This is a genomic window from Chryseobacterium mucoviscidosis, from assembly GCF_002177115.1.
Taxonomy (GTDB): Bacteria; Bacteroidota; Bacteroidia; order Flavobacteriales; family Weeksellaceae; genus Chryseobacterium; species Chryseobacterium mucoviscidosis.
The window spans coordinates 1-16,193 of the sequence record NZ_MVAG01000084.1 but is presented as its reverse complement, the minus strand read 5'-3'; the positions used below and the strand labels follow the sequence as shown (position 1 = coordinate 16,193).

Below are 16,193 nucleotides of genomic sequence, written 5' to 3'. Positions count from 1 at the left end.
CATGAAAAAAATATTTTTAATTATAGGAAGCGCTTTGTTGATGTTAACATCTTGTGAAGACATAGAATCCTTAAACGTCGATCCTAAAGCACCCGTCGATAATCCGCCAAGTGGATATCTTTTCTCATCAGGCGTAGTTACTGGACTAAACCAGATGAATACTTTGAATGTTAACAGAAGTATATTCAGACACTTAACGCAACAGCTTGCCGATGTTACCTACAGAGAAGGAACAAGATATTCTTTCAGAAGGAGAGATGTTGCAGATGCGCATTGGAATCAGCTATTTTACGCTTTGAATTCTCTTAATAAATCTAAAGAAATTATTGCCACAGAAACTCTGGATGCTAAAGTGAAAGCAAACAGATTGGCAATGATTGATGCGATGCAGGTTTATTTCTTTCAGATTTTGGTAGACAGCTACGGAAATGTTCCTTATTCTCAGGCTCTACAGATTGAGCAGTTTCTTTCTCCAAAATATGATGACGGAAAAACAATTTATCAGGATCTTATTAAAAGAATCAATGCAGATATCAGCGCATTGGATAACAGTGCCGCAGGATTTGGATCTGATGATGTGGTGTATGGAGGAGATTTGGTTAAATGGAGAAAATTCATGAATTCTCTTAAGCTAAAACTGGGAATGAATTTAGCAGATGTAGATGCATCACTTGCAAAAAGTACGGTAGAATCAGCTTACAGTGCGGGAGTTTTTTCTTCCAATACAGACAGCGCAATCATTCAGTACCAGTCAACAGGATTGTTTACCTCTCCTTTATATGAAGATCTTGTACTTTCCGGAAGGGTAGATTTCTGTGCAACAAACCTTATTGTCAACTATCTGAAAACCAATAATGATCCGAGAATTTCCAAGTATTTTACAACTGCTTTAAGCGGATCAAATGCCGGACAATATGTAGGAGGAACTTTTGGATTAAATCCTTCTGCGGCTCAGACTTTATCTTTAATTAATCCGTCAATATCTGTTGCCAACGGATTGGGGTATCTAGCAGATTATGTAGAAATAGAATTTTTATTGGCTGAAGCAGCAGCAAGAGGATATTCTGTAGGTTCAATAGCAACTCACTTTGATGCCGGAATCGGAGCATCTATGGATCACTGGAAAGTTAGCGCTACAGATAAAGCAGCATATTTAGCCACACACAATTATGCAGTACAGTCAACAACAGGTAATCCTTGGAAAAAAATTATCGGGGATGAAGCTTGGATTGCAATGTACAACAGAGGATTTGAAGCGTGGACGTTCAACAGAAGATTAGACAACAGAACTTATACGCCGACTCCGCCTGTAAGAGTTTTATACCCAATCAAAGAATACTCAATCAACAGTTCAAATGTAGCAGCTGCTTCCACAGCAATTGGTGGAGACGAGCAGACGACCAAAATATTTTGGGATGTAAATTAATACTCAAAATAGTTAATCATTCATATTTATTCCGCCTTCGGGCGGTTTTTTTATTTCCGTATATTTGCAGAGCAGAAAAAGACTCATTCGTTTTTAAATAACAGACAATGAATATTAAAAATATAATAGAAGAAAAACTTTCGGAGGTTATTTTAAATGTGTTTCAGTTGAAAGACATTACTCTGGAAGTTCAGGAAAATAAAACAGAATTTGAAGGAGATTTTACGATTGTTACTTTCCCTTTGGTAAAACAATTGAAGAAAAATCCGGAAAGTATCGGCGTAGAACTGGGAGAAGCTTTAACAGAGCAGACCGATTTACTGGAAAGTTTTAATGTCGTAAAAGGTTTCCTGAATATTAAAATAAGAAATCAGTTTTTCGTAGACAATTTTACATCTGTTTATAATGGTTTCGATACTATAGAAAAGAAAAATGCTACGGTTATGGTAGAATATTCTTCTCCAAATACCAATAAGCCGCTTCACTTAGGACACGTAAGAAATAACTTATTAGGTTTTTCCGTTGCTCAGATCTTGAAAGAAGCGGGATATGATGTCATTAAAACGCAGATCATCAACGACAGAGGAATTCATATCTGTAAATCCATGCTGGCTTGGGAAAAGTTCGGGAACAACGAAACTCCTGAATCTACCAGTACAAAAGGAGATCATTTCGTCGGAAAATATTATGTGGAGTTTGATAAGGAATTGAAAAATCAGACCAATGCGATCTTCAATGATTTCAGAGTAAATAAATTTGATCAGTTTGACACTCCTAAAAAAGAGGAAGTTAAAACATTAAATGAAAAAATAAATACGCTTGAAGCTAAGAAAAAAGAATTGCTTCAGAAAGTAGATCTGTCGGAGCTTTCTGCATTGCATGAAGAGTTCGAAAAACAATCCAAAGAAGCTTTAAATAATGATTCTTTAATTTCTGCTGTTCCTAAAAAGGTGGAAGAAATCATTTCCAAAAAGAATAAAGCAGAAAATATTTCAGACGAAAAAGAACTGGAAACCATTAAATCTCAGATCAAAGTTTTTCAGAGTATTTTTAAAGAAGTATTGGAAGCTGAAGGCAAGCTCGAAGCTGAAAAGTCCAATCTGAAAGAGATCTGTAAACCGGTAACTGAAATCATGAAAGAAGCGCAACAGATGCTTCTGGATTGGGAAAACGGAGACGAAAAAGTAAGAAACCTCTGGAGCGAGATGAACTCTTGGGTTTACAAAGGATTCAACGAAACGTACAACAGATTGGGAGTGGATTTCGATCAGGTTCAGTATGAAAGCAATACCTATATTTTAGGAAAAGATTTGATTCAGGAAGGTTTGGATAAAGGGGTGCTGTATCAGAAAGAAGACGGTTCGGTATGGTGCGATCTTACCGATGAAGGTCTGGATCAGAAATTACTGCTTCGTTCGGATGGAACTTCCGTGTATATGACACAGGATTTGGGAACTGCGGTAGAACGTTTTAAGCAGAATGATATTCAGAAACTGATTTATACCGTTGGAAACGAGCAGGATTACCATTTCCAGGTTTTGTTTAAAATTTTAGGAAAATTAGGATATTCTTGGGCAGACCAGTTGTATCATTTGTCTTACGGAATGGTGGAACTTCCAAACGGAAAAATGAAATCGCGTGAGGGAACCGTAGTGGATGCAGATGATCTGATGCAGGAAATGTATAAGGAAGCTAAAGCAATTACTACTGAACTAGGAAAACTGGAAGGTCTTACCGACGAAGAAAAAGAAGCTTCTTATGAAATTATCGGGCAGGCTGCGTTAAAATATTTCATGCTGAAAGTTGATCCTAAGAAAAAAATGCTGTTCAATCCGGATGAAAGTGTAGAATTTGCAGGAAATACAGGACCTTTCGTTTTATATACTTATGCACGTATTCAATCGGTATTATCTAAAGCTAATTTTGAATTTAAAACGACTTCAGATCTGGCTTTGAATGAATATGAAAAAGAACTTATTATGCTTTTGTCCAATTACAAAGGTACGGTAGAAAAAGCAGCAGAATTATTAAGTCCGGCATTCTTAGCCAATTATGTGTATGATTTGGTAAAAGCTTACAATTCATTCTATCAGAGCAATCCGATTATCAGTCAGGAAGACGAAAATCTGAAACAGTTCCGATTGAATTTATCAGATCTCACAGCAAAAACCATAAAAAAATCATTAGGTTTACTCGGAATAAAAACCGTAAACAGAATGTAAAAATAAAACCTTCAGAACGCTCTGAAGGTTTTTTATTTTAAGCTTTTTCAGCATTCATTTTCTCTTTTAAACTGTCTTCATACAATTTCGCATCGCTCCATTTTGCGTGTTTCGATGGTAAAATGGTATATCCTTTTTTATAGGCGTAAACTTTCGTGTATTCTGCGCCAAAGAAAATCAGCATACAGGAATAATTAATCCACATCATGATCAGGATCACGGTTCCTGCAGCTCCGAAAGCGGAAGTAGGTTTCGTAGTTCCGAAATAAAGACTCAGTAAAAATTTACCCAGAGTAAACAATATTGCCGTTAGAAAAGCTCCGTTCCACACCGGTTTCCAACGCATTCTTACATCAGGAAGAATTTTAAACATCAATGCAAAAAGCAACATGACAATGGCAAAACCGATTCCGAAATTCACAAGCTGAACAATAAGATAAGTTTCCAGTCCAAAATAATTCGTAATCCAGTTATTCAGAATGCTGATCATTGAAGAAAGCACCATCGTAATCATCAGTAAAAAACCAATAATCAGAATCATTCCTAAAGAGTTGGCTCTGTCCATTAAAAATTTAACGAATGCTTTCTTAGGAGTTGCCTGAACATCCCACAAATTATTAAGCGAGTGCTGAAGCTGAAAGAACAGGGTAGTGGAACCAAAAACCAACGAACCGACTCCCACAGCTTTCATAAAAATATTTTCTTTGTCAATTAAAGCTCCTGCAATCATATCCTGAATGCTTTTTGCAACATCATTTCCCATGATTCCGCTGATCTGATTGGTAATTTCTCCGCGAATAGCTTCCTCTCCAAAGAAATACCCTGCAATCCAGATGATGATAATTAAAAGCCCGGGAATTGAAAAAATAGCGTAATAGGCAAGACTTGCGGCATCACTTGAAGCCGAAGAGTTATTCCATTGTCTGAATGATTCTTTTAATGTTTCCCAGAAAAATTTTAATTGTTCGATCATTGATGGTTTGGTTTAGAAAGGATATCCGATGGCGATATTCAGGATAAGATTATCTTTTCTCCAGCTCGAATCTCCGAAATTAATTTTATCAAATGTCCATCTTTCGCCCCTTTCATAATAAGGAACGCGCAATGGCATGGCTAGATCCAGTCTCAGGATCAGGATAGAGAAATCAAGTCTCAGACCAAAACCTGCGCCTACAGCTATTTCGCTTAAAAATTCTTTGGAAAATTTAGCTCCCGGTCTTTGGGAATCTTCATTAATCAGCCATACATTTCCGGCATCGGCAAACAAGGCAACATTTAAAAATTTATAGAGATTGGCTCTGTATTCCGCATTCAGTTCCAGTTTTACGTCTCCCGACTGATCAAAATAATAGCCGGGTTTAATGGTTCTCGGATCAAAACTTCCCGGTCCTAAAGTTCTTGCGCGGAAGGCTCTCACACTGTTGCTTCCTCCAGAGAAAAATTGTCTGGAAAAAGGAATATACTCCGAATTTCCATAAGGATAGGCAACTCCCGCAATAGCCCTTGTTGCCAAAGAAGTTTTTTCATTGAATTTATGATAGAACCTGAAATCATTCTCAATTTTGGCAAACTGACTGAACGGAACTCCGAAAATTTTTCTTTCTTTATCTTTTTCAACATTCGCTCCTGTAATCAAACCGGTTAAATTTCCTGCAAGATCCAAAGTTCCTTTATAATAAAAAGTATTTGGTTTCTGGAGCATCGTGTTGGTATACGTATAGGAATAAATCGGTCCGAATATCAACTGAGGTTTTACCACTCTGGCTAAAGCATCGTTATTTTTAGAAACCTCTCGATAAGCATCTGTAATATTTGCCGGAGAAACATACGTGATATCAAAAATCTTCAGATCATGTTCTTTTCGTGCGTTTTCTTTCCAATTGTACCCGAAAGATCCCGTAAAAGTATTGAGGGAATAATCTTCTGTTCTGTTCTGGAATTCGTAGCCTACCGAAATATTGGTTCTCGGAACAAATGCGCTTGAAGAATTAAATCTGAAAGGCGCAACAATCCTCGGAATAGAAAGTTGCGCATTCGCTCCCGTTCTGAAAATATTTTTCGCATTTTCAGGACCTCCGATCTGGAAGTCGAAAGCACCGTAAACAGAAGCTTTAAACTGTTCGGCGCCACGGAAAAAATTATGGTGGGTCCAGTTAAGATTCACTTCACTTCCGGCGTAGTTTGCAGAATTGGTTCTTCCCAAAGCTTCCAGACGAAGCGACTGCAGTTCTCTCGGAGTCAGAAGATAATACGTGTCAAATTTATGTTGTAAAGAATCAGAAACAATGAATTCATTTTTCACAAATTTGAAAACACCAAGACTGATGAGCCTGTTCAGCGTAAGATTATGATTCGTTCTGTTGTACAGATCTCCTTTTTTAAAATATAATGCTCTGTCGAAAATTTTCGGTTTAAATTTATTCTGAGGATCGATAACATAAATGTCGCCGTGTTCATATTTCTGAAGCGAATCTGTGTTCATCGGGATCGAATATTTTCCCTGTTTCACATCCTGAATACTGTAATTCGGGAAAACGATTACTTTATCAATGCTGAATTGTTGCGTAGACAGATCCGGAGTATTATCCTTCAGCTTCACATTCAGTTCCACCTTGTGATTTTTGCTTACTGTACTGTCTGCCTGAACAATGAGATTGTCCGGATGGAAATAATAAAACCCTCTTTCTTTCAGTCGGTTATCTATTCTCTCTCTTTCAGATTTTATTACATCCAGATCGAAAGGATTTCCCTGCTTCAAAAGCGTGTTGTCTTTCAGATTCTGGATTTCCTGATTCACCAGTGAAGAATCTTTCTGGAATTTTACATTGCTGATCAGATATCTTGCTCCCGGTTTTAAAGTGTAAATTACCTTGGCTTTTTTATTTTTGGCAACCGTGTCATAGGTAGCTCTTGCATTGAAATATCCTTTGTTTTCAGAATAATTAACAATGATGTCTTTATTGAATTCGCGGTCTACATCACCCAGTAAAACAGGTTTTTCTCCCACTTTATATTTCAGCCAGTAATTAAAACCTTTTTCTTTTTTCGGCTCTTTGGCAATATTATAAAAATACAGTTTAGGTCTTAATCCTAAAAATGAAGAGTTCGGTTTAGGAGTCAGCTTATCCTGAAGCGCGCTCTGAAGATCTTTCTTTTCCTTTTTCGGCAAAGTGTCGTTTTCAATCTTCACTTCCGCACCCGTGTAAAGCATCTGTCCTTCCTTCAGAAATCTTGTATTGCTGCAGGAAAGGGTTGCAGAAGCCATTCCGCAGGTGATTAAAAATTTAAAATAGGTCTGATAACTTTTTTTCATTTACTTAAATTCTACAACTTGGTTTTGTTGGTTTTTTCTGGATTCCTTCTGCTTTCTGTTTTTAGATTTCTGGAAAATATCGCGGAACTTGTCATAATCCAAAGTGATGATAAATCCTACGCCTGTTTCCACGATCTGCCCCTGAAGCGCAACCTGATATTCGTTCTTGCGGTATGCGCGAAGCATATATCTTCCGTCTCTGGAAAGGCTGTAATCCACCGTTACGTCTCCTGCAATATTCGTCATGTTTTCATTTTGTCGGGCTTCTCCTTCCAGTGCAAAATTACTTCCTACAGAAACTTTCAGACGGTCGTTCAGTAATTTTTTACTTAACCCTACATTCAGGTCTGTTCTCGTATTTTTAGATCCTGTAGAATAATCTTCAGAAGATTCAAGATCAAAATTAAGATCCACTCCTTTAATGAGATCCGAGGCAAGATTATTTAACTGTTGGGAAAGAATTTTACTCACACTCTGTCTTGCCAGCATTTCTCCCGAAAGCCCCGCTCCGGATTCAAAAGGATTTTCCCCGATAAATCTGTTAAGAAGAAGAAGGGCAAAAACCTGTTTATTCATTTCAGATTCCTGAGTTCTCAACTGGACAAGCTTCTGATCTACAATATCTGTAACCGTGGAAGAAACTGCGTTATTTTTTTCGTCTGTCGTAATATCAAAAGTAATTACAGGTTTCAGCAGTTCGCCTTTCATTTTCAGTAACGTGCTGAAAGGAATTCTCTGCTTAAACTGATTGAGTGTAGAAGCCTGTTCTCCGCTGATCTGCTGTTCCACAAGATCAATTGGGGCGGCTTCGGTTTTATAGACGGCGGTGATATCCAGATTTGCCGTTGTCGGTTCTCCAGTCCATGTAATCGTACTTCCTTTCTGAATATCAAATTTACGTTTCAGAACACTTACCGTCATTTCATAACTTCCGGATTCCACTTCATAGACTCCGACAAGGGTAGTTTTCCCCGATGGATCGATTCCGCCCGTTAATTCCGCTTCCCCCTGAAGTTTAACAAAATCTCCGTTGGCTTTGTCAATCAGCAAAGACATTTTTGCTTTCTTACTGATTTCGATGTTCACACTTACGTCCATTCCTTTAATTTTGCTCTGGGAATTTAAAGAATCTGCCTTCACGGTTTTGTTTAAAACAACCTGATCCTGATCGATAAATTCTACAATTCCGTCTCTTTCCTGAAGCGTAGGAGAAGACTGCGGAAGCACAAAAGTAAAGTCGGTGTTGTCTGCAACAGCCAGTCTTCCGTCCACCTTCGGCAAATCTAAATTTCCGCGGATGTGTAATCCTGCATCAATAGAAAGAACACCGTACATAATGGCATCGTTGGATTTTTCAGAATTCACTACTTTGAAATTCTGTGCATCTACATCAAGATTAAAGGCAAAATCTCTGTATGTCTGTGTAAGAATCTGTCCGTCCACTCTAAGCGCATTTCCGTCTTTATCTTTAATTTTAAAATTATCAAACTCAATTCCGCGGTTGGTAAAGCTGATTTCGTCATTCAGTTTTCTGAAATCACTTCCTGTTTTTGCTATTTCCAAACCTACATCATTGAATTTTACTTTACCTAAAATATTCGGTTTGGATGCTGTTCCTGTAATCTTCAGATTTCCTGAAAGATATCCTTCCGTATTGGTAATCGCATTCATCGAGAATCCCTGTACAGATTTCATCTGAAGCTGATTGATCGCCATATTCATATCGAATGTGCTGGAAGAAGTATTGTAATCTCCCAGAATTTTCACATCGTTGTTATTTCCGGAAAGTGCAATATCCGCATTCAGAAGATTCGGAGCATTATTATTGACTTTTACGGCAAGATTTCCGACAGGATTTCCATAGACAATCAGATCAGATACATTAAGATCCGAAGTGAAGGTCATGTTTTTCGTAATATTTTTAAGCTGAGCCGTTCCGTTGATCGTTCCTCTTGCCAAAACTGTATCTTTTTTAATTAATTCGGTGATGGTCTCAATTTTAAAATCCTTCAGAGAAACATTCAGCGGAGCATTCGCAGTCTGGCTTTCGGATTGTAAGGCAATTTCGCTTCCCGCGTTGGAGAGTCTGAAATTGTCTGCGAGAATTCCGTTTTTGCTGATCTGTATTTTATTTCCTTCAGAAACCGTCCAGTCAGAATAATTTAATTTTAAACCATTCGGATTTAGAGAAATTTCTGTGATGTCGTTCAGCGATTTTGCATTTCCGGCAATCAGGAACTGGGTAACCTCTTTCTGGTCTTTTGTGGTGATGTTATAATTGATGATATTATTAGCAACATCTCCTGTAATTCCTACTTTATTCAGCGCGAAGCTGGAACTTTTCAGCCCTGCAACATAAAGATTATATTGCAAAGCATTATTTTCGTTAGTTACTTTTATAGTGGCATCTTCAATAGAATTTTCACCGTAAAGAACCTGCGGAATCTGTCCGTCGATCTCAATTTTCTGAGAATCGGCATCGTAATTTCCGTTTAAATTAATGGTTTCAAAACTTTTCAGTTCCGGAACAAATTTTCTGATCAGATCATCATTTTTAATTTTTGCATTGAAGGTGAAAAACTGTCCTGCCTGAATTTTCTGTGCTTTTCCGGGCTTTTGGAACTGATAATATTGGTTAATTGTGTTTGACAAAGCACCGAAAATCTGTGTCAGTTTATATTTTCCTTTTAATTCGACATCTGCAATCTGGGAATTGAACATAATTTTGGTGGAGTCCGCAGTTGAAGACGCTTTTAAATTCACTTCCTGAATCGGGTATACTTCTTTGGTATCCGAAAAAGCGAAGTCTTTTAAATTCAGATAACCATTCAGATTGTCGGGATCGAGATTAGAAAAATCTCCGTCTATTTTTCCGGCAAGAATCATCGGATCTTTATAGAATCCCAGTTTGTTGAGGTCTAATTTTATGACTTCTCCGTTTACTTTTACCGTCGGATTTTTTTCGTTGTACACTCCGGAAGCGGTTAACATCATGTTCGCATTCGGATCTTTTGAATTTAAAACAACGTTATACACACCGCGGCGGATTTTTCCGGTAAGGTTCATGTTCTGATAACGGTATCCTTTATAAACAGCCGAAGCAACATGACCTTTAAGATCGGCATTGGCATTTTTAAAATCGAAACTTTCTCCTTTCGCGTAAATTTGTGCAGAAATGGCTCCGATTTCTTTATTCTGGATGATTTTTCCCAACTGAAGTCCCTGAAGATTGGCTTTTACATCATACAGTTCCCTGTTTTTTCTGCGCATATCCACATTTGCCTTAACGGAAGCATTTCCAAGCGTAGAGTAGAGGTTAAGGTCTGTTGTAACCACTTTCGTAGTTCCTTTTGCGATTCCTTTGATGCTGAAATTGGAAGGCAGTGAAATATTTTTCGGAATTGTATTTTGGGGAACCAGATTGTAAATGGTTTTTGCGGATGAAGATAATTCTGCAATTTTCAGATCATAATACAACTGATCCGGATTCATTGCATTCTTCACTCTTCCGGATGCGGCAACCCGTAGCTGATCGAGACCTGAAATTTTCAGATTATTAATCAATAAATCATTGACGCTTCCTTTTACATTGGCATTAACATTTAAAACCGTATTGGGATATTTGTTGAAAGGCGTGGTATTTCTTAAGGTCGGAACAATATTCAGAATATCCGAAAATCCGATCTTTGAATCTTTGATGTTGGCTGAAATCTGTACGGCTCCTAAATTTGAGCTTAACTGTTCTATTGAATTGTAATTTAATACGACCTCATCGCGAAGAATGGTTTTCGGGGTCTGCAGATAAAGATCTTTTAAATAAGCCTGTTTATCATTATACACAAAATCTGTATTGAATTTCTGAATATCCAGTCCTCTTGCTTCCTGAATTTCTGCTGAATTTACGTTTCCTGCAAAAGTGTTGTCCTGCATTTTAAAACTTCTGACTTCAAGATTGAGTTTGGAAAAATTCAGGTGATTGAAATCCATTCCCTGTTTGGTAGGAGCAATTGCGGTATTGTTGTAGGCGACTTTTACATCATTTAAAACAAATTTTCCGAGAAGAAGACTGAGTGCTTTTTCTTTTTCCGAAGGTTTTGAAGCTTCAGTTTCCTCCGCTTTCGGATTGGCATTTTTCGCAGGAAGATATAAATTGGCGTTAATATCGGCTCCGGAAAGAAACACATTATCCACATTGTAAGTGTTGTTTTCCAGATCAAGTTTATTCACTTTCGTGCTTAGTTCTTTAAATAAAACTTTAGCGAAAGTTTTGGTATTGTCATCTCCGTAATCGATGTTGAAATTGGTGAGTTTAATTCCTCTTAAGCCAATCTGCATGGGATTTTTGTTATTAAGAGAATCGACTTTTTTCTCTACTTTTTTGGAAACTTCTTCTACAAGATCCTGCTTCAGTTTCAGTTTTAAGCCGTCTAAATTGATGTCGTTGACGGCGTAAGAATTCTTCTGAAGATCAAATGTTTTTACTCTAGTATCAAAAGATTTAAAGTAAAGCTGAATATCATTTCTGGATTGCTGATCGTTGAAGGTAACACCGATGTCTTTCAGATTGATTTTATCTAAAGAAATAATGAACGGTTTGGAGGCACTTTCTTCCTTATCGCTTGTTGCAAAAGCATCCAGAATATAATCGAAGTTAAATTTTCCGTCGGGTTTTCTTACTACATTGGCTCTTGCTCCTTCCAGATCTACGGACGTAATGTCTGCGGTGGAGTTGATGAGTTTAAGCATATTTAAACCTACATCCAGTTTTTTTACCGCCAAAAGGGTGTCGATATCCTGACCTTTCAGATAAAGGTTTTCCATCACAAGACTGTTGGGGAAGCCGACGTAGACTCTTTCGAGACTAACTTTTGTTTTGATTTTTTTCTCCAGATAAACAACCAGTTTGTCTTTGATAAAGTTCTGAACAACAGGAAGTCTTAAGCTAAGTACTAATAACGAAAAAAATACCAGTATGGATATAATGGTAATTGCAAAACGCTTTAAGAGTTTTCTTTTATTGATTTTCAGTTTCAAAAGTGATCGGGTTTATAACAAATATAACAATACTTACCGTACTGTTACTATGTTGTGGTACTCTTTTTCTTAATACAAAAACCCTGCCTCGACTGCCAATTATGGAATTTAGTTTAGTTTATTGTCAAGTGAATAGTTGAAAATGGCAGTCAAGGCTCGGGTTTGAATTGTTTAAAAAGCCCCCTTCTTAATCATTTTTCTGTTGAAAAGGTTTAGCAAAAATGAAAATTCAAAATGTTTAGTTAGTGTATGGATAGGGGGCTTGGCATGGTTTAAGTGTTGAGATAATTATTTTTTATTCGTTTCCGTTCTCCCATTTTACCTGTTCGCCTTGTGGGGCAGCACCGCCCTGAGCCGGAGTGATAGGAGGGGTTTCCTGATTGATATGGTAAATATAGGCAGCAATTTTTTCGGCATCTCTTCCTGTAATGGTTCCTTCTTTAATCAGAGGTCTCATCGTAGGATTATTAGGTGAACCGTTTTCCAGCATCCAGATTACGTTTTTAAACAGGCTTTTCTGTTGTACATTAATCCAGTGTGTGTCTGTAAGGTTAGGACCAATTCCGCCTTTTCCGTTTTCTCCGTGGCAGGTTACGCAGTTTGTTTTAAATAATTCCTGACCTTCCGCGATGTTGTCTGCACTGTATTTTGCAGTTTCCAGTGTTACCTGTGGTGCGGTTTTTTCAAACTCGGCAATAGAAGCAAGCATTGTTTTGGTTTCTGCATTCAGTTCTGCATCCGGATGCGCATAATCTGTGAAGGTAAAAGCAATTAGATATACCGCACAGAAAATACACCCGAAGTAGAATAAACCGATCCACCATTTCGGAAGAGAATTGTCCAGCTCTGTAATTCCGTCGAATCCGTGATCGATAAGAATATCTTTTTCCTCTGTTGCAGACTGCTTTTTGAATGCCGAATTCCAGAGTTTCTGAAAGTAAGGCGTATTTTTATCTTTAATATAGGCTGCTTTTTCTTCGTCAGATAATTTCTTAAAATTTTCACCTTCAATTAAATCTCCGATGGAATTCATGATGAGAAGAAGAATAATGGCAATAAGCATTAATCCCCAGAAAAAAGGTGAAGAAAAATATCCTGAATCGTGCGCGAACATTTCGAACGCCATAATCGTTAAACCTACTGTTACGAGAATGTAGATTGAAATCGGGGTTCTTGTTTTCATGTCAATTTAATTTAAATTATTCTGCACTTGCAGTTTGAATCTGAGTGGTCTTGATGTCTGTTCCCAATCTTTGCAGATAAGCAATCATGGCTACGATTTCTCTTTTTTCCAGCGGAACGAATGAAGCTCCTTTTGCAGCACGGTCTTTTTCCACCTGATCTTTCACATCTTTCGCTTCAGAATAAATTCTTTTTACGATAGCATCAGCCTGATTGTCTGCCCACTGATCGGCGGAATCTATTTCAGCTTTTGAATAAGGAACGTCAAAGTAATTTTTCATTAATTTCATCTTGTCTACCGTCTTTGTTCTGTCTAGTGTATTGCTGATCAGCCAAGGGAAACGTGGCATAATAGAACCTGCTGAGGTAATTCTTGGATTATACATGTGTTTGAAGTGCCATGAATCCGGGTTTCTTCCACCTTCTCTCTGCAGATCCGGTCCTGTTCTTTTAGATCCCCAAAGGAATGGTCTGTCGTAAACAAATTCTCCTGCTTTGGAATACTGTCCGTTTTTGCCTTCAAATCTTACAATCTCATCACGGAAAGGGCGGATCATCTGTGAGTGACAGGCGTTACAGCCTTCGCGGATGTATAAATCTCTTCCTTCCAGTTCCAATGGTGAGTAAGGTTTTACTGCGGTAATGGTAGGAACACTCTGTTTTAAGGTTAATGTCGGGATAATTTCTACCAAACCTCCAATGGCTACGGTTATGAAAGCTAATATTGCCATAATTTTTGGAGTTCTTTCGATCCATAAGTGAATTCCTTCGCCTTCTTTTCTTGCAGATCCGATGTTTGCCAGTGCCGGAGCTTCTGCCGGAACGTTTTTCTGGAAAGATCCTGCTCTGACGGTTTTGATAACATTCACCACCATTAAAATGGCTCCTGAAATATAGAACAGACCTCCTAAGAATCTCATTTTATAGTAAGGAATAATTGCAGTTACGGTATCCAGCCAGTTTTTCCAAACTAAAGTTCCGTCCGGATTGAACTGTTTCCACATTAATCCCTGAGTAAATCCTGAAATATACATCGGAACGGCGTAGAAAATAATTCCTAAAGTTCCCAGCCAGAAATGCAAGTTGGCTAATTTTCTGGACCAAAGCTGTGTTCTCCACATCACCGGAATCAGATAATAAACGATACCGAAAGCCATGAAACCATTCCATCCTAATGCTCCGATGTGTACGTGTCCGATTACCCAGTCTGTATAGTGACCAATTTTATTTAAAGATTTTGTTGCTAAAAGAGGACCTTCAAAGGTTGCCATTCCGTAGCATGTTACCGCAACAACGAAGAATTTTAAGATAGGATTTTCTCTTACTTTATCCCATGCTCCTCTTAAGGTTAATAATCCGTTCAGCATTCCTCCCCAAGACGGAGCGATCAGCATGATGGAGAAACCTGTTCCCACCGCCTGTGCCCAAGCCGGAAGCGCCGTGTATTGTAAATGGTGTGGTCCTGCCCAAAGGTAAACGAAGATCAGAGACCAGAAGTGAATGATTGATAATTTGTATGAAAATACAGGTCGGTCTGCCGCTTTTGGTAAGAAATAATACATTAAACCCAAAACCGGAGTTGTGAGTACGAACGCTACCGCATTATGACCGTACCACCACTGAACCAAAGCGTCTTTAGCTCCTGCGTAGATGGAATAAGATTTCCATGTGGTGAAAGACAACGGAACTTCAAGATTATTGAAGATATGAAGCATTGCTACGGCAAGCCAAGTTCCCATATAAAACCAGATGGCTACATAAAGGTGTCGCACTCTTCTTTTGGCAATGGTTCCGAACATATTGATCCCGAAAATCACCCACGAAATGGTAATTAAAATATCAATCGGCCATTCGTGTTCTGCGTATTCTTTTGAGGTGTTGATTCCCATAAGGAAAGTAATAACCACAGAAACAATCATGATCTGCCATGTCCAGAAATGAATCCATGATAAGGTGTCGCTGTACATTCTTGTTTTAAGAAGTCTCTGCATACTGTAATATGCACCGCAGAAAAAGGAATTACAGACGAAAGCGAAAATTACAGCACTCGTATGCAGCATTCTGATTCTCCCGAAACCTAAAGCTCCCTGAGTATTAATAAGTCCCTGAATATTTCCAGATACTAAACTTTTAATCGTTGTATCATCGGTTCCGAATAAAAATTCCGGAAGCTCAGGATAAAAAAGCATCAGCGCAGCAGTAAGCCCGAGTAAAAAACCCACCAAACCGAATGCGATTGTAGCATAGAGGAATGCTCTGACAATATTATTGTCATAATTAAATTTTTGCGTCTCCATAATTCCTATTGTGTTGTACTGAAGTTGATATTTTTCTATTAAAGCCTAATTCTACAAACAAATTTTAAGGTAATATTTAAATATCATGTAGTGTAATAATGTTTTGACAAAGGTATTTACTAACTTTGTGTAAGTCTAATAGATATACTTCTAAAATATACCGAAAACTACTAAAACCAAGAGAGATGAAAATATGCGGACAAAATATCAGGAAAATAAGACGGAGTAAGGATTTTACTCAGGAATATATGGCTTTTGAGATGGGAATTTCTCAGAAAGCCTATTCTGATATCGAAAATTCCAAAGTGAAGATTAATCTGGAAATCCTTACCAAAATTTCTGATATTTTAGAAATTAAACCTTCTGATATTTGCAGTATTTCAGATAAATGCGGTAATGGTTTTGAGGATAAGTATAATGATCTGGTAGAATATATGAAAAAGAACGGAATTGAAGTTCCTAAAGAATATTTATAAATATTGTTAGATATAAAATCGGAAAGGCTGCTTTTTTTGAGGCAGTCTTTTATTTTTAAAACAAATTAAAAACGGAGAAAATAAAAATTTATTAAAAATAACGGATCAGTCTCAAAAGTTGGGGAGGAATGTTAAGTAGTTTTATCTTTGTATAATGCTAAACGATCAAGAATTACTAAAGTTTTTGCTTCCACCATACTTAGTGGATTATTTTGATATTGTGAAATTTGAAGAAAAAGAAGG

At 37.6% G+C, this 16,193-nt stretch carries 8 protein-coding genes; 3 read left to right on the top strand and 5 right to left on the bottom strand.

The annotated features are described in order from the left end of the window. Position 1 precedes the first annotated feature (1 nt). Complete coding sequence (locus B0E34_RS04590; RefSeq protein WP_087707245.1) at positions 2-1,426, top strand: SusD/RagB family nutrient-binding outer membrane lipoprotein; 1,425 nt, start codon at positions 2-4, stop codon at positions 1,424-1,426. Between the two features lie 107 nt (positions 1,427-1,533). Beyond that, the gene (argS, locus tag B0E34_RS21555) at positions 1,534-3,648 is read left to right on the top strand and encodes an arginine--tRNA ligase (RefSeq protein WP_228423015.1); all 2,115 of its coding nucleotides are present in this window, start codon (positions 1,534-1,536) and stop codon (positions 3,646-3,648) included. Positions 3,649-3,685: 37 nt separating this feature from the next. Here the strand turns inward: argS and B0E34_RS04575 are convergent, their stop codons facing one another. From B0E34_RS04575 to ccoN, 5 genes are all read right to left on the bottom strand, one after another. Then, positions 3,686-4,621, bottom strand: coding sequence for a YihY/virulence factor BrkB family protein (locus tag B0E34_RS04575; protein WP_087707242.1), 936 nt, complete (start codon positions 4,619-4,621; stop codon positions 3,686-3,688). Between the two features lie 12 nt (positions 4,622-4,633). Continuing rightward, a complete protein-coding gene (gene tamL, locus B0E34_RS04570; protein WP_087707239.1) occupies positions 4,634-6,961 on the bottom strand; it encodes a translocation and assembly module lipoprotein TamL in 2,328 nt (775 codons plus the stop codon). Further along, complete coding sequence (locus B0E34_RS04565; RefSeq protein ID WP_087707236.1) at positions 6,962-11,995, bottom strand: translocation/assembly module TamB domain-containing protein; 5,034 nt, start codon at positions 11,993-11,995, stop codon at positions 6,962-6,964. A 295-nt stretch (positions 11,996-12,290) separates the two neighbouring features. Further along, positions 12,291-13,178 (bottom strand): cbb3-type cytochrome c oxidase N-terminal domain-containing protein, encoded by an 888-nt coding sequence (locus tag B0E34_RS04560; protein ID WP_076390805.1) that lies wholly within the window; start codon positions 13,176-13,178, stop codon positions 12,291-12,293. Positions 13,179-13,194: 16 nt separating this feature from the next. Further along, on the bottom strand, positions 13,195-15,474 hold the full coding sequence (gene ccoN / locus B0E34_RS04555; RefSeq protein WP_087707233.1) for a cytochrome-c oxidase, cbb3-type subunit I: 2,280 nt from the start codon (positions 15,472-15,474) through the stop codon (positions 13,195-13,197). A gap of 185 nt (positions 15,475-15,659) precedes the next feature. Between ccoN and B0E34_RS04550 the strand changes: the two genes are divergently transcribed. Continuing rightward, positions 15,660-15,950, top strand: coding sequence for a helix-turn-helix domain-containing protein (locus B0E34_RS04550; protein ID WP_076390807.1), 291 nt, complete (start codon positions 15,660-15,662; stop codon positions 15,948-15,950). Positions 15,951-16,193: the final 243 nt, after the last annotated feature.